Origin of the sequence: Lysinibacillus sp. RC79 (assembly GCF_041262405.1) — a bacterium.
Classification (GTDB): Bacteria; Bacillota; Bacilli; order Bacillales_A; family Planococcaceae; genus Lysinibacillus.
Genome location: NZ_JBGCCD010000026.1, coordinates 1 through 24432, shown reverse-complemented (window position 1 = coordinate 24432; position 24432 = coordinate 1). Strand labels below are relative to the sequence as shown.

Annotated in this window: 31 protein-coding genes; 17 read left to right on the top strand and 14 right to left on the bottom strand. The window is 33.4% G+C overall.

Annotated elements, in window-relative coordinates:
- Positions 1-18 precede the first annotated feature (18 nt).
- The 3 genes from ABH968_RS20130 (at position 19) to ABH968_RS20120 (ending at position 2573) form a co-directional block, all read left to right on the top strand.
- Positions 19-642 carry an NAD(P)-dependent oxidoreductase gene (locus ABH968_RS20130; RefSeq protein WP_370046941.1) on the top strand — a complete coding sequence of 208 codons (624 nt, stop codon included), beginning with the start codon at positions 19-21 and terminating at the stop codon, positions 640-642.
- 800 nt (positions 643-1442) lie between these two features.
- Complete coding sequence (locus tag ABH968_RS20125; protein ID WP_370046858.1) at positions 1443-1979, top strand: S16 family serine protease; 537 nt, start codon at positions 1443-1445, stop codon at positions 1977-1979.
- Between the two features lie 213 nt (positions 1980-2192).
- Complete coding sequence (locus ABH968_RS20120; RefSeq protein WP_370046857.1) at positions 2193-2573, top strand: VOC family protein; 381 nt, start codon at positions 2193-2195, stop codon at positions 2571-2573.
- 782 nt (positions 2574-3355) lie between these two features.
- Here ABH968_RS20120 and ABH968_RS20115 read toward each other — a convergent pair.
- Both ABH968_RS20115 and ABH968_RS20110 read right to left on the bottom strand, forming a co-directional pair.
- Positions 3356-4207 (bottom strand): hypothetical protein, encoded by an 852-nt coding sequence (locus ABH968_RS20115; protein ID WP_370046855.1) that lies wholly within the window; start codon positions 4205-4207, stop codon positions 3356-3358.
- Between the two features lie 21 nt (positions 4208-4228).
- Entirely contained in the window at positions 4229-4615 is a 387-nt protein-coding gene (locus tag ABH968_RS20110; protein ID WP_370046854.1) for a hypothetical protein, read from the bottom strand.
- 316 nt (positions 4616-4931) lie between these two features.
- Here ABH968_RS20110 and ABH968_RS20105 point away from each other — a divergent pair, with 316 nt between their 5' ends.
- From ABH968_RS20105 to ABH968_RS20090, 4 genes are all read left to right on the top strand, one after another.
- Positions 4932-5306: a hypothetical protein gene (locus tag ABH968_RS20105; RefSeq protein WP_370046853.1), complete on the top strand. Its 375-nt coding sequence runs from the start codon at positions 4932-4934 to the stop codon at positions 5304-5306.
- The gene (locus ABH968_RS20100; protein WP_370046851.1) at positions 5293-5931 is read left to right on the top strand and encodes an O-methyltransferase; all 639 of its coding nucleotides are present in this window, start codon (positions 5293-5295) and stop codon (positions 5929-5931) included. Before ABH968_RS20105 ends, ABH968_RS20100 begins: the two co-directional genes overlap by 14 nt.
- A gap of 279 nt (positions 5932-6210) precedes the next feature.
- Entirely contained in the window at positions 6211-6510 is a 300-nt protein-coding gene (locus ABH968_RS20095; protein ID WP_370046849.1) for a DUF2089 family protein, read from the top strand.
- On the top strand, positions 6510-6809 hold the full coding sequence (locus ABH968_RS20090; RefSeq protein ID WP_370046848.1) for a hypothetical protein: 300 nt from the start codon (positions 6510-6512) through the stop codon (positions 6807-6809). Before ABH968_RS20095 ends, ABH968_RS20090 begins: the two co-directional genes overlap by 1 nt.
- 356 nt (positions 6810-7165) lie before the next feature.
- On the opposite strand, the gene csaA is transcribed toward ABH968_RS20090, so the two are convergent.
- Together csaA and ABH968_RS20080 are read right to left on the bottom strand one after the other, a co-directional pair.
- Entirely contained in the window at positions 7166-7498 is a 333-nt protein-coding gene (csaA, locus tag ABH968_RS20085) for a chaperone CsaA (RefSeq protein WP_370046846.1), read from the bottom strand.
- A gap of 13 nt (positions 7499-7511) precedes the next feature.
- Positions 7512-8045, bottom strand: a complete 534-nt coding sequence (locus tag ABH968_RS20080; protein WP_370046844.1) for a hypothetical protein — start codon at positions 8043-8045, stop codon at positions 7512-7514.
- A gap of 183 nt (positions 8046-8228) precedes the next feature.
- Here ABH968_RS20080 and ABH968_RS20075 point away from each other — a divergent pair, with 183 nt between their 5' ends.
- From ABH968_RS20075 to ABH968_RS20065, 3 genes are all read left to right on the top strand, one after another.
- Complete coding sequence (locus ABH968_RS20075) at positions 8229-8966, top strand: polysaccharide deacetylase family protein (protein ID WP_370046842.1); 738 nt, start codon at positions 8229-8231, stop codon at positions 8964-8966.
- A gap of 228 nt (positions 8967-9194) precedes the next feature.
- On the top strand, positions 9195-9641 hold the full coding sequence (locus tag ABH968_RS20070) for an NUDIX hydrolase (RefSeq protein ID WP_370046840.1): 447 nt from the start codon (positions 9195-9197) through the stop codon (positions 9639-9641).
- An 88-nt stretch (positions 9642-9729) separates the two neighbouring features.
- Complete coding sequence (locus ABH968_RS20065) at positions 9730-10428, top strand: Type 1 glutamine amidotransferase-like domain-containing protein (protein WP_370046838.1); 699 nt, start codon at positions 9730-9732, stop codon at positions 10426-10428.
- Positions 10429-10558: 130 nt separating this feature from the next.
- Here ABH968_RS20065 and ABH968_RS20060 read toward each other — a convergent pair whose 3' ends face one another.
- The 4 genes from ABH968_RS20060 to ABH968_RS20045 form a co-directional block, all read right to left on the bottom strand.
- Positions 10559-10900, bottom strand: coding sequence for a DUF7668 domain-containing protein (locus ABH968_RS20060; protein WP_370046836.1), 342 nt, complete (start codon positions 10898-10900; stop codon positions 10559-10561).
- A gap of 312 nt (positions 10901-11212) precedes the next feature.
- Positions 11213-12010 carry an ABC transporter ATP-binding protein gene (locus ABH968_RS20055; protein ID WP_370046834.1) on the bottom strand — a complete coding sequence of 266 codons (798 nt, stop codon included), beginning with the start codon at positions 12008-12010 and terminating at the stop codon, positions 11213-11215.
- Positions 12011-12024: 14 nt separating this feature from the next.
- A complete protein-coding gene (locus ABH968_RS20050) occupies positions 12025-13080 on the bottom strand; it encodes a FecCD family ABC transporter permease (RefSeq protein ID WP_370046832.1) in 1056 nt (351 codons plus the stop codon).
- Complete coding sequence (locus ABH968_RS20045) at positions 13080-14081, bottom strand: FecCD family ABC transporter permease (RefSeq protein WP_370046830.1); 1002 nt, start codon at positions 14079-14081, stop codon at positions 13080-13082. Before ABH968_RS20045 ends, ABH968_RS20050 begins: the two co-directional genes overlap by 1 nt.
- A gap of 172 nt (positions 14082-14253) precedes the next feature.
- On the opposite strand from ABH968_RS20045, the gene ABH968_RS20040 reads away from it, so the two are divergent.
- Complete coding sequence (locus ABH968_RS20040) at positions 14254-15234, top strand: ABC transporter substrate-binding protein (protein ID WP_370046828.1); 981 nt, start codon at positions 14254-14256, stop codon at positions 15232-15234.
- A gap of 608 nt (positions 15235-15842) precedes the next feature.
- A complete protein-coding gene (locus tag ABH968_RS20035; protein ID WP_370046826.1) occupies positions 15843-16133 on the top strand; it encodes a DUF5316 domain-containing protein in 291 nt (96 codons plus the stop codon).
- A gap of 219 nt (positions 16134-16352) precedes the next feature.
- On the opposite strand, the gene ABH968_RS20030 is transcribed toward ABH968_RS20035, so the two are convergent.
- From ABH968_RS20030 to ABH968_RS20005, 6 genes are all read right to left on the bottom strand, one after another.
- Complete coding sequence (locus ABH968_RS20030; RefSeq protein WP_370046824.1) at positions 16353-16541, bottom strand: YjcZ family sporulation protein; 189 nt, start codon at positions 16539-16541, stop codon at positions 16353-16355.
- Positions 16542-17217: 676 nt separating this feature from the next.
- Positions 17218-17436 (bottom strand): hypothetical protein, encoded by a 219-nt coding sequence (locus ABH968_RS20025; protein WP_370046822.1) that lies wholly within the window; start codon positions 17434-17436, stop codon positions 17218-17220.
- Between the two features lie 715 nt (positions 17437-18151).
- On the bottom strand, positions 18152-18577 hold the full coding sequence (locus ABH968_RS20020) for a hypothetical protein (RefSeq protein ID WP_370046820.1): 426 nt from the start codon (positions 18575-18577) through the stop codon (positions 18152-18154).
- Between the two features lie 237 nt (positions 18578-18814).
- Positions 18815-19321 (bottom strand): NUDIX hydrolase, encoded by a 507-nt coding sequence (locus ABH968_RS20015; protein WP_370046818.1) that lies wholly within the window; start codon positions 19319-19321, stop codon positions 18815-18817.
- A 194-nt stretch (positions 19322-19515) separates the two neighbouring features.
- The gene (locus tag ABH968_RS20010) at positions 19516-20889 is read right to left on the bottom strand and encodes an anti-sigma factor family protein (protein ID WP_370046816.1); all 1374 of its coding nucleotides are present in this window, start codon (positions 20887-20889) and stop codon (positions 19516-19518) included.
- The gene (locus ABH968_RS20005) at positions 20867-21406 is read right to left on the bottom strand and encodes an RNA polymerase sigma factor (protein WP_370046814.1); all 540 of its coding nucleotides are present in this window, start codon (positions 21404-21406) and stop codon (positions 20867-20869) included. The genes ABH968_RS20010 and ABH968_RS20005 overlap by 23 nt, the downstream gene beginning before the upstream one ends.
- Before the next feature lie 543 nt (positions 21407-21949).
- On the opposite strand from ABH968_RS20005, the gene ABH968_RS20000 reads away from it, so the two are divergent.
- From ABH968_RS20000 to ABH968_RS19980, 5 genes are all read left to right on the top strand, one after another.
- The gene (locus ABH968_RS20000; RefSeq protein WP_370046812.1) at positions 21950-22294 is read left to right on the top strand and encodes a hypothetical protein; all 345 of its coding nucleotides are present in this window, start codon (positions 21950-21952) and stop codon (positions 22292-22294) included.
- Positions 22295-22511: 217 nt separating this feature from the next.
- The gene (locus tag ABH968_RS19995; RefSeq protein ID WP_370046810.1) at positions 22512-22931 is read left to right on the top strand and encodes a hypothetical protein; all 420 of its coding nucleotides are present in this window, start codon (positions 22512-22514) and stop codon (positions 22929-22931) included.
- Between the two features lie 184 nt (positions 22932-23115).
- Positions 23116-23475 (top strand): helix-turn-helix domain-containing protein, encoded by a 360-nt coding sequence (locus ABH968_RS19990; RefSeq protein ID WP_370046808.1) that lies wholly within the window; start codon positions 23116-23118, stop codon positions 23473-23475.
- Between the two features lie 6 nt (positions 23476-23481).
- Positions 23482-23823: a DnaD domain-containing protein gene (locus ABH968_RS19985; RefSeq protein WP_370046940.1), complete on the top strand. Its 342-nt coding sequence runs from the start codon at positions 23482-23484 to the stop codon at positions 23821-23823.
- A 316-nt stretch (positions 23824-24139) separates the two neighbouring features.
- On the top strand, positions 24140-24379 hold the full coding sequence (locus ABH968_RS19980) for a DUF1093 domain-containing protein (protein ID WP_370046806.1): 240 nt from the start codon (positions 24140-24142) through the stop codon (positions 24377-24379).
- Positions 24380-24432 lie beyond the last annotated feature (53 nt).

The window sequence follows — 24432 nt, the reverse complement described above, 5'->3', positions numbered from 1 at the left end:
AGAAAAGAGGTGATCATTCTGAGAATTTTAGTTTTAGGTGCAACTGGGCGCGTTGGTAGCCACATTGTTTCACTAGCGTTACGAGATGAACATAGCGTTACAGCTTTAGTTCGTAACCCAAAAAATAAGCTACAAATAAATGATAAAAATTTACATATTGTACAAGGGAATGTATTAGAAAAACAAGATATAGAAAATGTTATGGCGAATGTTGACATTGTGATGAGTGCATTAAACACAGATGGCACAAATACATTAACTGAAAGTATGCCGCTAATCCTTGATGCAATGGAAAAAGAGCATGTGAAAAGAATAATAACTGTTGGAACGGCTGGTATTCTACAAAGTCGACAGACACCAAGTATTTTACGTTATCAATCGAGCGAATCAAAAAGAAAATCAACCTTTGCGGCAGAGGAGCACCATAAAGTCTATCATTTAATGAAGAAATCTGACACTGATTGGACAATCGTCTGCCCTACATACTTACCTGATGGTGAATACACAGGAACTTATCGTATCGAACGAGACTTTTTACCGGATAGTGGGGTAGAAATATCTGTAGCAGATACCGCAGAGTTTGCATATCAACAAATTCAGAGCAAGGAATATGTGAAATCGCGTGTAGGTATTGCCTATTAGATTTTCAATCAATTGCGTAATTAAATATAAGAAGAGGACAAAAAGAGACTGAAAAAACCCATTTTTAAAGGTTGGTAGAACTTTGTTCAGCATAAGGGGGCGTTAATCGAAAAGGGTTAACGCTTTTTTGTTGTTAAGGAAATTTTTAAAAAATGTGGATAACTAAAGTATATAAAATAATCTAAACGTGGGGAATAAGGAAATGTTGATTGAAACATTGAAATTTTTTATGCAGACTAAAGAAATTATTTACGTGAATATCTATAATGGACTCAGTTGTTGAAAACGATGCTAGCTATAGAAGATGACTCATTTTTTGAATATAAGATTTTAAAATAAGAAGGATTATCAGGGGATTTCTGGAATAAATAAACTGAGATGTGAAATTAAATTTAAGGTCCTAAAGTTTGGAAATAGGCGAGTAATTAACGTAAGGAGTGAAGAATATTTCTAATTGTAAAAGAAGTTGTCTTTATATCGTGACTATCTTTTTAATATTTCTCTATTATGGTGTAATTTTATTTTTGTATCTTCAAGATGTAATTGGTGGAATTTCTTTTGTTGCTATACTATTGATTAATTTTATCATCGTATTAATTGCTCGGATCTTACTGAGAAACAAAATATATAAAAGAAGAATCACGTTCGCTACTTGCATTATGTTCTTGCTATTTTGTTTCGAATTCCCTCTTATATTTTATGAAGGAACTTCTCATATCGCATACATATACACAGAACCACTACAGGCCAAAGGTAGTGAAATCTATTTAATTGGCGTAAATAGAGTAGATTTTCAATTTATGGAGAGTATTCAATCTGTTGAAGATCTTTTAAATAAACAGCAAGTTCCTTTTATAAATGTGGATGAAATTACGAATTTTTTTCTTTACAAGAGCAAAAACCAGCAAATATTAAAGTGGCTTCATCTTCAGAGAAATGAAGCAGATCAAATGAAAGACAACGTTAATCATTATCTAGGTAAAGAAGATGTACGTATTAATGAATTTTTTAATCAGGATAATATTGGTGGAAATAGTGCTGGGTTAGGGCTAGCACTAACAGGACTCATTATACGAGGCGATTTACAAAACAACGTAGCAATTGCAGTGACTGGGGCAATAAGCGAAACTGGTGACGTATTACCAATAGGGTTACTAAAAGAAAAAATTCTAATCGCAGAAAAATATGGTTTACCCTCCATGATTATCCCCACTAAAAATGCAGAAGAAGCGACACAGATTCAAAAGGAACAAAATATCGACATGAAAATTTTGGATGTGTCTCATATTGATGAAGCTGTTCAACTAATTAATGAGATGAACGATAAAACTAAATGAATGAAATTTTCGATTATAATTTATGGGCTATAAAAGATGGTGCTTACATTGCAATCATTTAATAATAATTTCAAATTTAATAATTTTAAATAGCTCTACTATATATAAGAGAAAGACCACTCCGTGATGGATAGTTTTTTAGCGGTAGAAGGAATTATCGATAAATAGATAGAATGTTTAGTTATCTTATAAAAGAGGAGGCAGATAAATTTTATGAAAAAGGTCAAGATTGAAAATTCCCTCACAGTACTGTTGGTATCAGATTTTGAAAAATCTAAGAAATATTACGAAAGTGCATTGGGATGTGAAGTGAATGAACATTGGGCGGTTCGAGATGATTTTGGATTAGGGTTTAAATTAGTTCAAGCAAAAGACTTGGAAGATGTTAGACCTAATAAAGGTACTTGGAATACTTACGCTTATGTAAAGACCCATAATGAACTTGACGCTTTATATGATGAATTTATAGCTAATGGTGCAATGATCGTTTCAGAACCTAAAGTATCAGAATTTGATTGGGGCACTTGGAAGGATTTTTCGGTTAGGGATTTGGACGGATATATAATTGGCTTTGGTTCGGGGAGTAAAAATTAATCAAATTATTAAATAATCTACAAAGTGTGCAAGACCTTCAGATCCAGCTGCCAATCTTGGCGGCTTTTCTTTTGTCACTTACGTGGCAGTATAAACGGTTTTAGAGTTAAAAGGGGAGATAAGATGTTAGAATTATCACAAGGAGATAACCTAGCTTTGTTGATGTTATATACAGTGTTCTTAGATTACACTTAACAATATAAACGCTATAACACCCGCTATAACCAATCCTAATTTTTCTTCGCTAAATCTCACATGTTTTATATCAAATGAAATTTAAAAAATACTAGGATTAGTATTATGATAATAATCCACCAACTAGCTCTAGAAGCAGAAAGTAAATATATAAATGCTATTAAACAGGTAAAAAGAAATATTGATAATAAAATACTAATAAGATTCTTATTTCTCATTAATATCATTTCTCCTTTCAGTTGCTTGTTCACGTGCAATTAAATGGTTGAAATAGTAGTACACAAATGGAATTGCAATAGTTTCATCCATATGATTCATCGGGGGTTGTCATCGTAGTTTTCAGTATATACAGATGATTTTTTCATAATCATTCTTCTAACATTTTTCTGGCTTTTAAGTAGCATACCATTTACTCCGAAAAATGAAATCAGTTTTTTCTGTTAATTTAACAAGTTTTGATAAAGTGCAGTAAAAACGAAATTTCTTTTTCTTTCGCCCTGGGCTAAAAAAATAAGGTCACCTTTAAAAATAAAAGAAAAGTGACCTCAAAAAATGATTTGAAAGGCTAGATTCTCTTAATATTTGTATCATCCATTTTTCTTTGCCATAATGGTTAATTGTTGATAAATAATATCTTTATAGTTTACGTCTCGCCATAATGTAATAACATTCAATTCTGCTAGTTCTTGAAGGCAGCTTTGTATTAATTCGTATGCGATAAAATAAGCTAAGCGATTAATACCAAATCGTTTACCTCCATTAATAGAGAACCATTCAAGAAATACTGCTCTTGCATTAAGTGAAGTTATATCGCTTAAAAACTCTTCCATAATTATTTGTTTATTATTCGTAGCAAATGTTATCCACTCTAAGTCTTCCTGAAACGCAAAATATTCATCTGTCCTCGCACTTACTACCTTTGTAGAAAAATACGTTGCAATGCCTTCCTGTAAAAGCCAAGTGAAAGGGCTCTCCCAGTCTACTGTTTCCCAATCAATACCTCTTTTTTCGGATAGTAAATGGTGTAAAGCGTGCCCAAATTCATGAGCAATAATAATTTGTAAATGGCGGTCTTCAGGGGAAAGCTTTTCTAAGCAAAATGCAATTTCTGGTATGATTTGTCGGTAAGTAAAAGCATTACTTCCATATAGACCTACAATTAAATGTACATCCTTTGTAAATGTGATATCGTACATCTGTTCATAGTCCCTTGCAATATCACTAATAAGCTTAGGCATTTTATCTTTTATTTCAATTAACATTGAAATATTTTCCTGGTGCTTTGGAATAGCCATTTTCATTTTTTCATCTACATTATGGCAATGATATCGAAAATATTCTTCAAAATGGCTCGCATGCTTTTCATAATATTTTTTTAAATGATCAATAGTAGGCAGATAATTATCGGTGAAATCTGTAACTGTATCATGAATGAACATGTTCGTCTCCCTTCTAGTAAATCAGCCCTCAGATAGAACTAAATATCGTTTAACCACATTCTCATATTTCACGATGAAAATATCATCACGTTCTTTTAATGAATAAATTTTTGTACCAATTGGTAAAAGGTTAGCTGTACCATTTTTAAAACCATCAGCTTTAGTTGCATTAAATTGTATCTCACCAATATATTTATCTTCATTGAGTTCAAGTTCATCGATCCATTCTATATTGGTTTCTAAAATGTTACCTTCCCATTGGAAAATATCTGCTTGGTTGTCTAATCTTAAAACTTCTGCTGCATCAGGTTTTTTAGATTCATGAGTATCTACTGTGACTGTTTCATTACAACCAACTAAAAATAAACTAAACAATACCACAAATAATAAACAGGATTTTTTCTTCAATATTCCACCCTTTCACTAAGACATTTATAATAAATAAAATTTATTGATTCATCCTTCAAAGTAGTAATTTAATGCAAAAAGAGCTCTTTCTACAATTGATTCTCCATCTGCTTCTAAACAGTTCTATAAATTAATCGGCTGACATTTACAGTTTAATGGAAAAACTGACAGAGGTAAATATTACAAATCTCTTAAATGCTTATGGTAAAGTAATGGGAAATAAATAAAGAAGGTTAATTGACAAAGCGTATACATTTGTATACAATCAAATTGTAGTCAAGGGTATACAAACGTATACAATGAAAGGAGAATGAAAATGAGAAGTGAAAAATTTAAGGAATTTAGAGAAGAGGGACATCATCGTGGGGGACGTCATAGAGGAAGAGACGGTTCTCAACAACGTGGAGCTAAAACCTTCCGACGTGGAAGAGCCATTGCTTTTTTAGAGATGATGAATTTAAAGCGTGCAACGATTAAGCAACAATTAGAGCAACCAGAGTTTCAATCAATTCAGCCAATACTAGTGGGTGAATTAAAAGCCATTGATATGGTCATCAATGAATTCAGTCAATTATTTGAAATACATGAAAGTGAAACGATGGATACATCCGATAGTCAAGAAAATCAAGAAGATCATGAAAAATCTTTAAATCATGAAGAAGAAGGGAAGAACCTGAATGAAAATAATTAATAATTACATTGATGCCGTGTTTCATAACGAAGACTTAATTTTAGAGGAGGTCATTACATCCATTGAAGAAAACGGGATGCCCGCCATTTCTGTTTCTGTTTCTTCTGGAAAACTTTTAACAATGCTTGTCTCGATGTCAGGAGCTAAAAACATTCTGGAAGTAGGGGCTCTCGGTGGATATAGTGGAATTTGTCTAGCTAGAGGGTTCGGCAGTGATGGAAAATTAACTTCTCTAGAATTAGAGGAAAAATATGCACAGTTAGCTTACAGTAATTTATCGAATGCTGGTTTTGCTGAACAAGTGACATATATAACAGGCCCAGCATTGGAAAGCCTTGAAAATCTGGTGCAGAGTAATGAGCGATTCGATTTTTTCTTTATCGATGCTGATAAGGATAATTATGAAAATTACTTAAATTATTGTGTGAAGCTAGCAAATCCTGATGCTATTATAGTTACAGATAATGTACTTGCTGCAGGGAGTGTGGCAGATCCAAATGCAAAACCAAAACGATATACGGAATTAATGAAGAAATTCAATGTAGCAGTAGCAAACCACCCTCAATTAGAGTCGATTATTATTCCAATAGGTGATGGTATGACACTTTCAAAAGTGAAGAAATAAGCACCATATTGATACGAGGAAGCACTGACGGACGAATGCATGTTAGTGCTTTTTTTGATTAATAATTCTTAGCCTACAAGTATAAATAATTGAGTATCCATCCGGAAATCCCAACTTTGATTCCTACAATAGTCAAATCTAGCATTAACCCTACGAAAAGTTTCTCCGTCTAAAAAAAACAGTTTATCTTAAAATAACCTTAAAATTAAATGAATAATATTAATCATTACTTGAATTTTATTTAATTATTGTTTAACATTATTAAAAAGGAGGGGTGGTATGAATCGTGATGAAGTACCAGCTTGGATTTTGTCTTTAGATAAAGAATCTGTTGAATTTATAAGGAAATTTATTATAAATTCTGGGTCATTAAAGAATATATCTAAAATTTATGGTGTATCATATCCGACAGTAAGGATTAAATTAGATACATTAATTAAAAAAATTGAACTGAACAGCAATACAGAAGACGTGGAGTTTGTAAATATGATTAAAAATTTGGTAATTGATGAACGGTTGAGTTTAGAGACAGCAAAATTGATTATTGATAAATATAAAAGCGAAAGGAATGATAAATAATGGATCCGATTTATAAATGGTTAATAGCCATTTTAGTAGCCATTGTAATATTAGGAGTTCAATTTATTTTATCAAGAAGAACCAAAGTTTACTGGGGAGCAATTGTTCCTGTTCTGTATTTAGTTTTTATTTTCGGATGGTGGTACAACAGAATGGATAATATCAATACTTATACACTCATTAAGGTTGCAGTTGTTGGTCCGGTAGTTTTATTAGGAATGTGGGCTAGAGGAAGAGAATCCCTAAAAAATAAAAGAAAGAAAGAATTAGAAAAAATGAAGTTACATGATATAAATTGAGGAACATAGAATTTTAGAGTATATTTTGATCAAACTTTTTTCAAGATATACTCTTACTAATTGCTTTCAGATAAATGTATTAGTTGATAATTAAATCAAACTTTAAATTTTTTAAAGCTATATAAGATTTCTCTTTTCACAATCTAAAAAAGGTTCAAAAACTAAATGAAACAATACCAAAAGGGCCACATTTGCGTGACCCTTAGTATCAAGTCAGGAGGTGTAAGGCTAAATTAGCATTACATTATTAAATATATGATGTAGTAGAAATTTAAGTTAGTTTTGTGCCTGCGAAATAGATTCATTAAAAAGTAAAAATTTTAAAGTATAAATCAACAATCACAAAATAACTATCTTTAACTAATTTTAGTTCCGTTTGGTACAGACAGATCAGGAGTTAATAAAATCACATCTCCTTCTACAGGAACTCCGCCAATCACTAAAACTTCAGATTTAAAACCCGCTACACGACGCGGTGGGAAATTAACGATAGCTACTACTTGCTTATTAACTATTCCTTCTGGCGTATAGCATTTAGTAATTTGAGCAGAGGATTGCTTGATTCCAATATCTTCTCCAAAATCAATTTTCATTTTAATGGCAGGAACCCTTGCTTTCGTAAGTTCTTCTGCATGGATAACAGTGCCAATTCTAATATCAAGGTTCATAAAGTCTTCTATAGTTGCCATAAAAAATACTCCTTCATTTATTTTCAATTTGTATAAACTCTTGTAAATTCTTTTCGATAAAATTATTTATTTTTTCTATAGTTACTGGATAAATATTTTCGAATGTTGCATATAGCGATTCAAATGATGCATGGAGCTCTTTGTTATGATTTAATTCATCTCGAGTGATTGCAAAATTCTCTAATGTAGTAGGGTGATTATGTCGTTTAAGTTCCTGTTCAATTTTCTCAAGGAGTAAAAGAAAAGGTTCATCATTAAAATACTTAAAACATGTTTTGATAGCTGCCCAATTTTTAGGCTGAGCCATGAAATAAGCACTCCACCAATAAAATTCAATAAGAGATTTACTAATATGGTTATAATAAACGTAAAACATAAATAATGCTCTTTGGCCTTCCGTAAGTTCCTCATAAAAACGTTCTTTTACACCGATATTAGTTTCTTCAGACATTCTTACCTTATAAATCTTAATGAGTGGTTCGAAACACCTTTGACTTAGACTGGAGCAATTAAAATCAAAATCCCCTTCTTTTACCTTTATTATCAAAACAATCACACTCCTTCCAATCAATATAACATTTTGGAATTGGAATGTGCAGCGTTATTTACATTCATTTTGGATTGTTAATGGTTTTATATACAAATAAAAGTTGAAAAATTAAAGCATTTTTTAGTTTAAAACTCAAATAATAATGATTAGAAATAATTATTATTTGCAGGAGGTGAAAACTTGAGGAAATATTATCTGCTAATCGCTTTATGCCTTTTCGGGGTATTTGTATTTTTTATCAATGAAAAATCCTTTGCAGACAAGGGAAGGAAATATTACGAAGAAGCAGGGCAAATTTTGTGGGATATTAATACGGATGAAAAAGTTATCGCCTTAACCTTTGATGATGGTCCTCATAAAAAGTACACACCTGACATTTTAGATATATTAGACAAGTACAATGCTAAGGCCACATTCTTTATTGTGGGTGAAAATGCAGAAAAAAATCCAGAGCTTGCATTACGTATGCACGAAGAAGGTCACGAACTAGCCATTCACACATATACGCATCCTTTAAGGACGAATGTTTCTAATTTAATGAAAGAAATAAAACAAACACATGCAACAATTTATGGTATTACTGGTTATGTCCCTGTTTTATTTAGACCAGTAGAGGGTCAATACACGGATTCCATGATTGATGCAATAGCAAAAGAAGGGTATAAAGTTGTCATGTGGTCATGGCATTTAGATACATTTGATTGGAAAAGTCCTGGAGAAAAGAAAATTGTCAATACTGTTTTAAAAGGTGCTAAGCCTGGAAGTGTCGTGTTATTTCATGACGGCGGTGGAAATCGTGAGCAAACTGTGAGGGCATTGGAAAAGATTTTACCAGAGCTTGAAGACCAGGGATATAAATTTGTCACGATTTCTGAGCTATTGGAGATTCAAAAGTTAAATAATAGCGATGGAAAATAAATATAGGCAGGGCTCAGTTCTTAATGTAATCTGGGCCTTGCTTTTTGGTATTATTGAACCCTTTGTATTTATATCGGAAGAAATAATGTAAAATAAGGATGTTTATGGTGATTTAAACTTTTAATGGAATCTGAATTTCTAGACCTTTAAAAAATTTATGAAAAAGAACATTTAAAGAATCTACAACAAGGAATGAGGGTATCAATTATGAATGATTACATTTAAACGATGAGACAGTTGATTGGGCATGAAACTCTATTGACTATTGGCTGTGGAGCAATAATTGAAGATGATAGGGGACGTATTCTTTTACAAAAAAGGATTGACGGTGATATTTGGGGAATCCCGGGAGGCATCTTGGAAATCGGAGAAACTTTTGAAGAGACAGTTAATAGGGAAGTCTTTGAAGAAACTAATCTTATTCTGAACAATATGACATTGTTTGGATTATATTCTGGTAAAAATGGTTTTGCAGAGTACTCAAACGGAGATAAAGTATTTAGTGTTCAGATAATTTTTTACTCAAGCGATTATAAAGGTACTTTACAAATCAATGATGAAAGTAGCGAATTGCATTTTTTGTCAAGAAATGAAATACCTTTAAATCTTAATCCTCACCAATCCTCATTTATTAAAGATTGGAGAAATGGTATACCTACACCAGTAATAAAATGAAAAAGTTCTTAATCTAAATGAGTGCGTTTCCTTTAGAAGTTTTATATAATTGGAAAATACAGTATTTTCGAAAAAGGAGTGGAAAAAGATGAAACAAATTATTGCATTAGGAGGAGGAGGCTTTTCTATGGAGCCTCATAATCCATTATTAGATACATATATTTTGCAGCAGTCTAACAAAGCCAATCCTAAGATCTGCTTTGTTCCTACTGCAAGCGGAGACTCAGAAAATTATATTGCAAGATTTTATTCTTTCTTTAACTCTCAACAATGTATTCCGTCCCACTTATCACTATTTTCTCCTCCTACGCGAGATTTAGAAAGTTTTATTATGGAAAAGGATATTATTTATGTTGGCGGAGGAAATACTAAAAACCTTTTAGCTTTATGGAGAGAATGGTCGTTAGATAGTATTTTTAAGACTGCTTGGCATGAGGGAATCCTTTTAACAGGCATTAGTGCTGGTTCAATCTGTTGGTTCGAGGAAGGAATAACAGATTCATTTGGAGGAGATTTAGAGCCGATAACATGTTTAGGGTTTCTTCCAGGAAGTAATTGTCCTCATTATGATGGAGAAATCAATCGAAGACCAGCTTACCATAATTTAGTTAAAGCTAATAAGCTCTCATCCGGAATTGCTGTTGATGATGGAGTAGCAGTTCATTTTATCAATCAAGAAATCCATAAAATCGTTAGTTCAAAACCTAATGGTAAAGCATATAAGGTCTTCTTGGATAATGATATTAAAGAGCAAGAGTTATCTGTAGAGTATTTAGGGAATATATAAATATATTACTATCAATAGCTTTGAAAAATAAGCCTACTCATGACTTTTCCTGTCTTGAATAGGCTTATTTATATTTTTAGAAGAAAAAACCCCTTTATTTATGAACGGTTCATCAAATTTATTGTTTTACTTATGCATCAATTGTGTCGATGCAAAATTCGATTATCTTGGATTTTTCTGAGTCTGTTTTAGCTTCACAAAAAAGTACTAACTGGCTCTCTTCATCGTCAAACCATAAATACCTTATCTCTGTACCAAATCCGCTATTGTCATTGTATTCGTAAACGTCTATGACCATTTCTTCATCACTTGGTGGTAAAGTAAGTACACCTTGCATTGGAATAACCTCTTTTAAAAACTCCTCAATTTCATCGTTTATTTTATATTCATTTTTTAGTTTTTCGTACTGAAGATTGACTAAATCAGCAAGTGTTTCTTTTGTTACCTGTATTAGTTGGTCTTCTATTGTCATTTTGCATTACCTCCAATGATGGAATATTAAAGTTATAGAATACTGAAAACATATTTTTAGAAAGTTAATACAAGTATATAACGAAAGTTCAATTGATTTATAGTTGTTAATATCAAATGGTGGGGAAGGCACAAATCGAAGCTTCTATAAACGTTCCGCCGACTGTTTCCAAGCCTCCTCGGTTAGTTGTAGAGCGCTTAATGTAAAGAATAAAAAATACACGTAACCACTCAACTTCTTGTACTTATGCTACAAAGAAAGGGGTTACGTGTTTTTAAATGTTAATTAATCAATAGGAATGTCTAATTATGATTAAGAGATTTTACGTCCTTTACCAAAAGGAATACATAATGGTGTGCCAAAAATAGGATCATTCGTCATTTTACAATCTAGATCAAAGACATGCTTTACCAACGTCGTCGTCATGATCTCTTCAGGTCTTCCTTGTTGAAAGACACCTCGATCTCGAACAGTTATGATGTGGTCAGCATATCGACATGCTAAGTTAATATCGTGTAAAACCATAATGATTGTCCGTTTTTGCTGTTGATTCAATTCAAATAATAAATCTAAAATTTCTATTTGATGTGTTAAATCTAGGTAAGTAGTTGGTTCATCTAAGAGGATAATATCTGTATCCTGTGCAAGTGTCATAGCAATCCAGGCACGTTGACGTTGACCGCCAGAAAGCTCGTCCACGGGTTTATCCTGTAAATGATCAACACCTGTTGCTTTTAAGGCGTTTAACACTATTTCTTCATCTTTTTCTGTCCATTGTTTGCGCCAGCTTTGATGTGGGTATCGACCTTGTTTAACAAGTTGTAGTACTGTTAAACCCTCGGGTGCTACTGGTGACTGAGGAAGAATAGAAAGTTTTTTTGCTACTTGTTTAGTGGATAATTTAAAAATATCTTGTCCATCCAATAATATAGACCCATGCTTTGGCTTTAATAATCGAGCAACGGAGCGTAAAAGTGTCGATTTTCCACAACCATTGGCCCCAATTAGCACAGTAATTTCATTCATAGGAATAGATAAATCTAGATTTTCAATGATATTGGAATCACCATAATTTAGTGTGAGTGATTTAGTTTCTAACGTTTCAGTCATGAAATTTGACTCCTTTATTTTCTAGGGTTTCTAAATAATAAATAGATGAAATAAGGAGCACCAATGGCAGCCGTAAACACACCCGCTGGTACTTCTAAAGGGTTAAATGCAGTTCGTCCGATAATATCTGCAACCATAACTAGTAGAGCGCCAATTGCAGCAGATGTCGGTATTAGAACACCGAACGATGGCCCTACAAGGCGTCTTGCAATATGTGGTGCCATTAAGCCGACAAAACCTATAGCTCCTGCAAATGCAATGGCACTAGCTACTAGGCTTGAGCTCAAGAGTAATAAGAATAAACGGTTTTTTTGTACAGATTGTCCTAAACTAGCAGCCGTATCATCACCCAATTCTTGAACATTTAACTGTCGAATAATAAATAATGTTACAAGTAGGAGAACTAGTATCAAAGGAACTACAATTTGAACTTGATCCCAATCTGCACTTTTGACGCTCCCTGTAATCCACTTATTCGCTTCACTGGCTTGATAGATAGGGCCGATAATCATCAACATCGTCGTAATGGCTTGCATAAATGCAGAGACTCCGATACCGATTAATACAAGACGGGTGGGTGTCACACCATCTTTCCAAGCAAATACGTAAACAATAAATCCAACAATGGTTGCTCCGATAAAACCTGCGAGGGGTAACCATTCAATACTAACTGTTAAGGAATGATTGGAGTCACTAAATATAGCTAAAAAACCAACAATCGCAGCTCCGCCACCAGCAGAAATACCGATTATATCGGGCGAGGCTAATGGGTTTTTTATAATTCCTTGTAATATTGCACCTGCTACTGCTAATGCCATTCCAGCAAAAGCAGCAATAAAAATTCTAGGCATTCGGAAATCAACAATAATTAATTGATCAAACTCAGAGCCCTTGCCAATAAGGACTTGTAAAACCTTTATTGGATTTATAAATGAATCACCAAATGAGGCACTTAAGAAAAAAACAGCTAGTGCAATAATGCTAAGTAAGGTAAGTTTTTTGGAAGCTTTTATATCAAGTAAAAAGGATACTTTATTTTGTAGTAAACGTATTGTTTTTAAATGTTTCATTATTTTTTTCCACCTTTTCGCGCAAGGTAAATAAAGAATGGTATGCCAATCATAGCTGTCATTACTCCTACGGGTACTTCCTGAGGCATAATGATATAGCGTGCTGCAACGTCGGCTAACAATAATAGAATGCCGCCTAATAGGGCAGCCATTGGAATGAGCCAACGATGATCTGTTCCTACAAACTTTCGCGCAAAATGGGGTACCACAATCCCGACAAATCCTATAGGACCAGCTATTGCAACCGATCCACCTGCTAATAAAATAACAATAAGACCTACCATCAACTTCATGAATCCTAGTGATAATCCTAGGCCTCTCGCTACATCGTCTCCAAGAGCAAGAATATTCATTTTGGAAGAAATGAACAGAGCAGCAATCCATCCAATTACTAGATAAGGAAGTACAGATAAAAGAATTTCAAGCTTTCTCCCTTGTACGGAACCAGCTAACCAAAATAATACTTGTTCGAGTTCAGCTTCGTTTGTTGCTAGTAATCCTTGAGTAAAAGAAGCAAATAATGCACTGATAGCAGCACCTGCTAAAGTTATTTTGACTGGCGTTACGGCATCTCGTCCAGAAGAGCTAATACCATAAACTGATAGAGCAGCGATTGTGGCACCTAAAAATGCAATCCATGTAAAAGACTGCAAACTTGACACATGGAAGAAAATCATAGCAAATACGACGGCAAACCCAGCTCCAGCATTAATTCCTAAAATTCCTGGTGATGCTAAAGGATTCTTCGTTAAAGTCTGCATGAGCACGCCTGTAATTGCTAAGGAAGCACCCACGCAAGTAGCGATTAGAGCTCTTGGAATACGAACATTTTGAATAATAATATGCTCGTTAGAATGATTAAACTGTGTAAAAGATTCAATAGTCATTTGAATGGACGTATTTGCATAACCGTATATAATACTTATCCCCATACAAAGGAGTAGGAGGAGTGTTCCTACTATTAATGCAATTGTTTTTGAAAAATTATTTTTTAAAATCATATAAAGTTGTACTCTTCCTTCAATAGAATGTGCTTGCATATTAGTTAAATAAATTATTGACAATGATAGATTCTTACAATATGATTAATTTCGTTCTCAAGTAGATGAAAGTGATTCTCATTATCATTAAATCTGCTTAAACATTTTATCATATATATTGGGGGAAGAAAAGATGCAAAAAGCATTTCAAAAACTACTAGTTTTGCTTGCTGTTGTCGCTGTATTTGTTTTAGCTGCATGTGGCAATAACAAGGAAAACACGAAAGAAGAAAGTTCAACTGAGAGTAATGCTTACAGTGTCGAACATGCAATGGGAACAACTAAAGTTAAAGACACGCCAAAACGTGTTGTCGTTTTAACAAACGAAGGAACAGAAGCACTTCTAGCTTTAGGTATTAAGCCGGTAGGGGCTGTACAATCTTGGACAGGTGACCCTTGGTATGATCATATTAAAGATCAAATGGAAGGAGTTGAAGTTGTTGGTATTGAACATGAGATCAATATCGAAAAAATTGCTTCTTTAAAGCCAGATTTAATTATCGGTAATAAATTACGACAAGAAAAAGATTATGCAAAATTAAGTAAAATTGCTCCTACAGTTTTCTCAGAGACATTACGCGGTGATTGGAAAGAAAACTTTAAACTTTATGCAAAAGCGGTAAATCAGGAAGCTAAAGGCGAGGAAGTTTTAAAAGCATATGACGAAAAGCTTCAAGCTGTTAAAGAAAAACTTGGCGATAAAACGAACCAAGAGGTTTCTTTCGTACGCTTTATGGCCGATAAATCACGAATCTACTATACAGATTCATTCTCAGGCATTATTTTTGATGCGCTAGGATTTAAACGTGTACCAGCACAAGCTGAACTATTTAAAGATAATGCGAAATTAGGCAATCTAGCTATTGAGGTAGGAAAAGAGGCCATTCCTAAAATGGACGGAGATGTAATCTTCTACTTTACTTACATGCCAACAGGTGATGATTCAGCATTAAAAACTGAAGAAGAATGGACAAAAGATCCACTTTGGAATAACTTAAGTGCAGTACAAAAAGGAAATGCCCATAAAGTTGACGATGTCATTTGGAACACAGCAGGCGGCATCCTTGCAGCTGATATTATGCTTGACCAAATTGAAGAAATCTTTTTTAAATAACAACGACATCCTGAAAATTAATTAATTAAACGCTATACTTTCATCGACAATGATGATTGTATAGCGTTTTTCATTCGCTCAATTTCGACAGCAACCACATTGAAGACTCAAGCTCTACCCAAAATCGCAAAGTCATTTTATGTTCTCGGAGAAAAGGGAGACAATCTTTAATATCCATTCAAAAAACCATTTAATAACTAATTAAATAATATTTACTACTAGAATTTATAATGGATTCTCTAAGCGACTTACTTCGATAGCTCCTATATAGTCATCCTACATCTGAAGGAGTGGGCTTTCCCATTCGGAAAATCTGTAATATTAAATTTTCTGCCGTTCACCTTAGCCAATACATATTTCTTCTATCGAAACAATAATCATCCTTTTTAAATCGCTAATCTTTTTCAGTGGTAGCCATAGTTTAACAACAATTCCAACTAACATAAATTTTGTTGTGCGTGGCCTTATTTCCCAATAAGGGTGGAATTTTGAGAAAACGGGTTAAACGATATCATACATAGGTAAATCAAAGTCCAAGTGAAAAATTTTATCTTATAGTTGAAACAAAATATGTAATTAAGCGTAAAATAAAAAAGGGGGGATTGGAGTTGAGATATTTTTTAATTGGTGTTTTCTTATCACTATGCGGTGTTTTAATATCGATGATTTTGTGGGGAATGGAAAAGATTTATTTAGTTTCAGGAACGGTTGGCTGTATTTTTATTGTCATTTCAATGGTTTTTTCGGGGTCCATGGTTAGTGGGGATAGGATGAGGGCAAACATTGCTACTGAAACAACGGAACATCGGGACGAACGCAATAAAATTACTTTAAATTCCTTATACATTGCATTACCAAATATTATTGTTGCGGCTTTATTTTATTATTTAAGTAAATGATATTGAATGGAAAGAAAAGTTGAACAATCTAAAATAAAAGGTCACTCGGACAAAAGTGACCTTTTTTGTTTTAACTGTAGTATGTTAGGCTGATTAGTTATCCTACTATTACTAGGTAATTTAGCAACAGAGGTTATGGAAGTGATTAATTGTGACAATGATAAATAGCATTAACTTTTTTCATTATAGATTTGAATAGAAACTAAATTATTGGAAAATTTAATGCATGAATGTTGTACCAACAATAATTAAAAGAATGAAAAGAACTACAATTAAGGCGAATGCTGAACCATGGCCTCCGCCATGGCCATGGCCATAGTAACCGCCACCGCCGTATCCGCCGTAGCCACCGCCACCGCCGTAGCCTCCGTAACAACAGTTACCATAATTTCCACCGTAATATCCCATGAAATATCCCTCCCTTCTACAGTCTATAATATGTTTTGGTGTAGAAAGGAGGGGAGGTATTCATCTTGGTTTTACTCAGTTTGGTTTAAAAACTCGAAAAATTAAATTATGAGGAATTACTCAATTAATGGGGTCACTTATGAAAAATGTGAGCAGTTACTAAACATATGACATTAATTAAAGAAATTTCATTATTATAGAAAAATAAAATTGAAACTATTATAAATTTCAATCGTATAAAATAAGGAAGGTTCTAGGAGGTGTGTTTGTGCTATGTCGTTTATTGGATGGGCTATTCTAACTTTTTCAATTGTTTGTTACTTGCCTTTCTTTATCTGGCTTTCTGCTAGTTATCTAAGTAGCGGAGATCAATCAAAAAGAAAAAATTACTTTTGGTTATTATTGATGTCAGCTGGATTATTAAATTCTTTGAACACTTTCTTGTTTAAGATTCAAGATACATATTTTTTAGCAATAACAGTTATCATCATTTTATTATTTAGTCTTTACATGTTTTTCGTTGTTCGGAAAGATAAAAGAAAAGTAACGTTTAGATAAATTAAAAGTGGTGGAACGACTAACGAAACGTTTGAGATTGAGACAATGTTCTTAAAAAAGATCCCTTGAAGTAGACAATGTAATCCATGTCTAAATTCAAGGGGATATTTTAAAATTCCTATAAGGTTTTTCGCTGATTTTTTTGATTCAACCTCTGATTTTTTAAAATTTTATCTGTTTCAATACCTGCATAAAAAACAGACCATACCATAATAAAGAAAAATAGTATTTGAACGAACCTATCTGCCGTCCAATATCCCAAATAATTCATAAATACAAGGATGACAAATAAAATAGCAGAAATAATGCGAGAATAAGGGCGTAATTTACGAGACATTTTATATCCTCCTTTTTACGTTAATAAAATCACACTCTAAGGTTAACATAAAAATGGTTTATTTATTAATTGTCTCCAGACCAAAGTTGCTACCGTACCTATACATATACAAACGGCATATATAATACCACTAATAATACCCCAAAATTCTAGTCCAAAAGGTAATAGAAAAGTAGCGATATCCTACTATGTATGAGAAAACACCAAAACGTCACCTCATTTATGTTAGTTCTAATAAATATACGAATATAATATGAAGAGGTTCTCCAAATTATTACTGAATGTAATTTATTAGATCGCTACAGTCAAATTAAACGATGGAACTACTAAAATAATATAAGGAGTGGTATTAATCTAAAAAAGACTTTAGGGGGAAGGTATGGATATAAAAGCCACAGAGTTATTGTTCGTGGAACTTTGGAAGAAGAAAATCCCATCATACAAAATCTGAGATAACTCATCAGAAAATGCTTATATATTTATCAGTATAGGTATAAAAAATGAGGGGAATTTGAATAACAATGAAAGAGAGTAAATAAGGGTCACTCGAACCAAAGTGACCCTAAACCACAAACTAGGAGGGCAAAGCTAGGTTAGCTTTACACTACTATTAATATGCTTTGATAGTTATGTTTGTATAGTGAAATGCCTGTGAATTAGATTGAAAAATAAAAGTTATAGGTGAACTTTTAAAATTATGTATAAGTCACATCTTCTACATGTTCTCCCTATTTTTTTTAACGCAATATAAGTAATAAACATAGCAGGTATAATAAAGTGCTATGAGACTAAAAAAAGAAACCTTGTTCATATAACCAAACATCGCTAATGCTAGAAGACCGAAGCCAAATAAATGAATCATCAAATCAAATGCTTTTGATTTGGCGTTTTGACTTATTACAATATTTCGTTCATCTTTTTCCTCAATAAGCTGTTCCTTAGTTTTATTTTTTTCATCTACCAATTTAGTGATGCCCGTACCTAATAGCATCACTCCACAAAATCCAACTCCTATTGGAACTAAATCCATTCGAATAAAAGGTATGTTTAAAATTTCTGTACCAACAACACCTAAAATGATACCCGAAATTATAAGTAATGAACCAACAATTATCACTGACCATAATAGCTTATTTTTCATTTTTCATTTTCTCCTTAGATAAAAAATGTCGAAATATCTTAAGACTGAAGAGGAAATTTGATGAATTTGCATCTGAAACTCTAATTCCTAGAAATAATATAATTGCTACAAAAAGTCTATAAGAATAGTCTTACTAAAAAGGTTTCACTAGTGATGCTCATCAGCAAACCTCCAAATAAAATAAAAACAATACTTAAAAAGCCTATATAGATCTCATGAATCCTACCATGTATGAAGCTATAGCCTAAAAGAAGGTTTGTTACATAAAGCTGCTTGTAATACTAAGTGTGCAAACTCATGGTCATTAATTACATAAGGTACTTCTTCCGGCTCAACCCAAATGCGCGAAATCGTTTCATGCTCTCGAAGAAATGGGAGACACTCTTGGATTTCCATGCTATAAAACATTTGATAGCCGATTAAAGGGTACTTACCATCAGCATTGAATAAAGGGTTATCTTCGTGACTGACTTCAATTGCACCAATATAGTTGATATGTCCCTTTACATAGCCTTCTTCAAATGCCTCTCTATGGAATGCTTCTTCAGGTGTTTCTCCTTTTTCTATATGACCTCCAGGAAAGTTAAATCCCCTCCCGTCTACATGAACTAACAAAACATTCCCTTGATTAAAACAAACTCCATGTACACTTGTTACTTTGCTGTAATCTTCAATACTTTTATTTTGTAGCCAAGTCAGTTTAAGGTGGTGTCCGCTCCAGTTCACATAAGTTTGGTTGTTCATCTGCATCCGTCCTTTCAACATAATCATTATATTTCCATTTTAGTTAATTAAAAGAAGTGTGTATATTATAATTTATAACTTAATAAATAAAAAAATCCTTCTGAATAGATCTTGTGTCAAATTCAGAAGGTCAAAAAATAGATAATATTTCGAGCTGATTTATTCTAGGGAGTCAAAGTAATTTGTTTACACTTTTAGTGAACCTCTACATCAATTGGTTCATCAAAATAAACAAATTTTGTTTCCGTTTGACCGTAAAGAATGAAAGAATCTAACTGAATGTCTTTGTTTATTGTAAATGTCGTATAGTTTTTCTCTTTATCTGTTCGGAATCGGGCTGTATCCCACGCTATTTTATAATCGACTGTAATATCCCAGCTATTAATGGTCGTTGACTTTGCATCTGAAGAAATTTCAATTCGTCGATTTGGTAGGAGCTTCACTTCATATACTGTATCTTTATAAGTGAATGTATATGGTAATTGGTCAACTGTTAGTGCATGTCTTACATTCGTAGGCAGTTCAAATTTTGCTCCGAACACAGATAAATAGCCGCCATCACGTATGCTTGGATATGTGCTAATTGTTTCAGTATGAGCGTGGCGATCATTTTGAATGTTAACAGTATCCTCTGGAATTGAGCGTTTTAATGTTTTCCCATAGGCGTTATTTACGTCATATAGAATTTGTGCATTATAACCTACATAAGCATCTTTTTCAGCTAATGGTAAATCAGCAGTATATTGCGCTACTTGTTTCTCTACAAATGTTGCCATATCATCCGTGAATTTTGTTTCAAATTTGAAGGATGAGTTGTATGGTCCATGTTGTGCCCGTATGAAGTTTACGTCAATGCCGTCCTTCTTAAAAGAAGAATGAAGCATGATATCTTTCGTTTTGGCTAACAATTCCTTTCTGTCAATAGGTACTTCAAACGACCACTGTCCATCAATGTCATATATGTGTTTAAAGTCAAAAACTAATTTAAATTCAGGGTAAGGCACATCAAATAATGAGAACCCATAGGTAATTTCATTAGTTGATTGCTCTGCATAACTACCAATTGATTGGGTTTCTCCGTTTGGTAGAACGAGTGATACATCATTTACATTACCTTCGTTCGATTCATTGAAGAAAAGTTCCTCGCCGTTATAGCCGGATGTAGCTAACGTCACTTCAATGAGAGTATCGGTTACCTTGACGTCCTTTACACGTATCATTACAGAGGGAGAACTGGTTGAGGATTCCTTCTGTAATATCGAAAATACTAGAAATAATAATGCTGCTGTGACGAAAACTGTTGCGAAAGTTGCTGGCCAGTTTCGTTTTTTTGGAAGTTCAGTCTTTTCCTTCGGTAATTGATCCATTACTTGATTTGTAAAAGTAGCCTCAACATTCAAAGATGAAAACATGGTGCTTAGTGCATGTTCTGTTTCAAGCAGCTCCTCAAATAGTGCAGAGCAATTTGCACATGATTGGATATGCGTATCAATTTGAGTCATTGCCTCGTCTTTTATTCGTCCATCGATAAAATCATACATTTCTTCAGTCGATAAGCAATTCACCATTCATATCTCCCTTCAACTTGGATTTTCTTAGTCGAATTTTTGTTCTATATAGACGATTTCGCACCTCAGTTATTGGAATTTGAAGTGTTTCAGCGATTTCTTCATATGTGCAGTTACTGGCATACTTAAGAATAAAAATTTGACGCGTTTTATCGTCCAATGTTGTAAGCCATTGCTGTAGTAACTCTTTCTGTTCTTTTGCAATCACTACTGATTCTGGTGTGCATAATGAGGGCGTTTCCTCAAGTGGTGTCGCATCTTCTTTATGCTTTCGTTTAAAATCGATAAGATGATTAATCGCAATGCGGAAGAGCCATGCTTTGAAAGAGCCACCCTTAAACTTAGGTAAGTTTTCATAGCATTTTATAAATGTTTCTTGCGCAATATCCTTCGCCAATTCCTCGTCTTTTGTCTGATACGTTAAATAACTGACGAGTGGCTGCTTATATGTATCAACAATGATACGAAATGATTGTTGATCACCGGCTATGATTTTTTCTATAAGCTGTTCATTCACAAAATCCACCTCCTTACATTAAAAACGTAAAATTTTTAAAAAAATCTCAGCTGAATGAAAAAATATTTTGAAAAATGACTCTATTTAAAATAGGCAATAAATCTAGTTCCTTGCTCTCTGTTTTAGTCTTTTTAATAAAAGGGGAAATCAAGCTCCATTGGATAAAAATTGAAACTATAATTTTAATTATATTAAAAATACATTTTTTAAATAGCTTTTTATATAATCTGTCGTGTTGTGTGGGAAAGATAGATAATACAGGGCTTCATGGTTAGCGAAACGGTGTCGTTCTATGGATAAATAAGAGAATTTAAATTAATAAAGACAAGAAAAGGGAAGTAAGACATAAATCGTTTATTGAAGCGGAAGCTAAGGGTTATGAATAACAGATTTTATGAAGTGGATGATTTGGATGCACCAACAGAACAAAAATATAAAAAGAGTCACATTTAACTAGATGTGGCTTTTTCTTATGCATCTAATAGCTATGAATAAGTGTGATGGAGGCAAGCTTAATGCAAGTTGATTAAGGTGCAGCCATGTTTGTCATCAACTTTACGCAAAGAAAGAGGTGGTACTATGCAATTAACAGATGGTACAAGGACATTTGAGTCAGATACAATCGATGAAGCTGCAAAAAAGTTACAACGAGATGAGCAGGAGAGAGAGATGCTAAATGCTTTTGCTCGCTATGCTTACCTTCGATACAAGCAGATTCGAGATTGTGTAAACCCTCGTAAATGTAAATACATGAGGATTGATCAAGTGCGTGAACAATTAAAATCACCAGCCAAACTACGAAAAGTTAGCAGTCTATTCAATATTTCAGAAGAAGAAGTGCATTACATTATAGATTTTGTGAAAAAGTATTTGAAGTATGTCAAATAAAACAAAAATCTCCTGGTTAAAAAATTTTTAACCGGGAGATTTTCATTTTTACATAAATTCTCTATGCCTTTCATTAGCCACGTAATCACTTTTCACAGGCTCTTGAATTTGTTAAAAGAGGAATGATATTGAAAAAGGCCTTGTTCGCAAGGTTATCATTTCTCATCTTTCCACACCATATAGTATTATAATGTGTAGAATTAAGGAGTGTGAGAGTATGAGATTCATTAAATTCCTTCTGATCATTGTAATTTTCCTCGGTGTTATTGGTTATGGGGTTTATCATTATGGTATGAAGTATGCATCCGATAAGGTCGTTGATACTATTTCAACAGAATTAGAGCAAAGTGGGCAAATGGATGAAATTAAAAATACGATTGAACGTGACCCTCAACTAAAATCATTTATGGAAGAGGCTAAAACTGCAGACAGCAGCAAGTTACCGTTTACAACAAAAGAAGAGGCTACAAAAGTATTAATTCAAAAAGTTGGGATCTCGGAGCTTAATAATATAAGAGTAAAAGTACAAAATGGCTCAATGACGAAAGAACAGGTCATTCAAGAAATGGAAGGTAAATTAACAGACGAAGAAATGACAGCCCTAAAAGTAATTGTTTATAAAGAGTTATATAAATAAAACGTTGACGGGCCATATAAAAGAAAAAGCAGGACATGCAATTGTAGCATGTCCTATTTTTTTTGCTTTCTAAAGCGGGGAAATTCCCATATTAATCAAAATTTTTGTCCCTAATTATGTGCCAAATCTGTATATAAGTTAATGAATAGGAATGACTCAAAAATCTTACAAAAGGAGGGGCATCATGGCAATATTTAGTGTTCATAAAAAGGAGAATTATGTTGTGTTAGACAAAGGGTTTCTGAATGACACTCGTTTAAGCTGGAAAGCAAAAGGTTTGCTTGCTTATATGTTGTCTTTGCCAGATGATTGGTCATTTTGTATTTCTAATTTAGCCACTCATAGCAAATGCAGTCGTGAATCTACAGCAAACATTATTAGGGAGCTATCGCAAGCTGGCTATGTTCACAAAGTGCAGGGTAGAACAAACATGGGTAAATTTAGGAAAGTTGAACTCTCAGTGTTCGAAACACCACAAGTTGAACCGTATAGTGAAAATCCAATAACGGTTAATCCGTTGACGGAAAACCCGTTAACGGATTAACCGGCAATACTAATTAATAATAAATCACTAAGTAATAAATTACTAAATAAAAATAATAATTATAATAAGAGCCATTCCTCAGAAGAGAACATTCCAAAACCACAACCGGCATTCCAATTTTACGAGCAAAATGGCTTTGGTTCTCTAGTCGCTCATGTCACATACAAAATCGGTCATTGGATTGATAATCTGTCGGAAGACCTTGTTATCTATGCTATGAAACAAGCAGTAGAAAACAACGTGCATCGTTGGAAATACGTTGGAAAAATTCTAGACGATTGGACTAAGAAGAAGTTTACAACAATTGAGGAAGTAGAAGCGGACAAACTTCGATTTGCAGCTCAATAGCAACAGCGTACTAATCGATCCAACCTACAAGGTCGTAAAGAGGTTGTCCCAAATTGGTTCCATCAACGCCATGAAAATAATAGTGATCTAGAAGCTGGGCAAGGTATTGATTTTGAAGCTGAACGTCAAAAAATCTTGGAAACATTAAGGGCGGTAACTGAGAGCGTAAGGTGAATGATATTAACCAAGTTCATAGCTCTTATAAGATGACAATTTTGTCAGCTAACTGTCATGTTTCGAAATTTAATGTAGTGGAGCGATTATCTATACTCTTATGTAACGATACTATTTCGTTATAAAAGAGGAGGCATGAAAAATGAAGATTATGAAATTCATTGCAATTACTATTTTATTCTCTACTTTCTTAGTTGGCTGTGGTGATAAGGGTGCTTTGATAGAAAAAGACTACTATGTTCAAATTGACGAGGAATTACAAATTCCAAATAGTAATGGTCATTACGTATACGCACTGGAGGGATATGATAAGGATGGAAATGAAAAGGTTGTAAGTTTTTTAATATGTACCCTTTGTAAAGGACATTTTAAAAAAGGTTAGGCAACTTTCTGAAGCTGCTGTCTGTATTTTGCAGGCGGCAGCTTATTTAAATT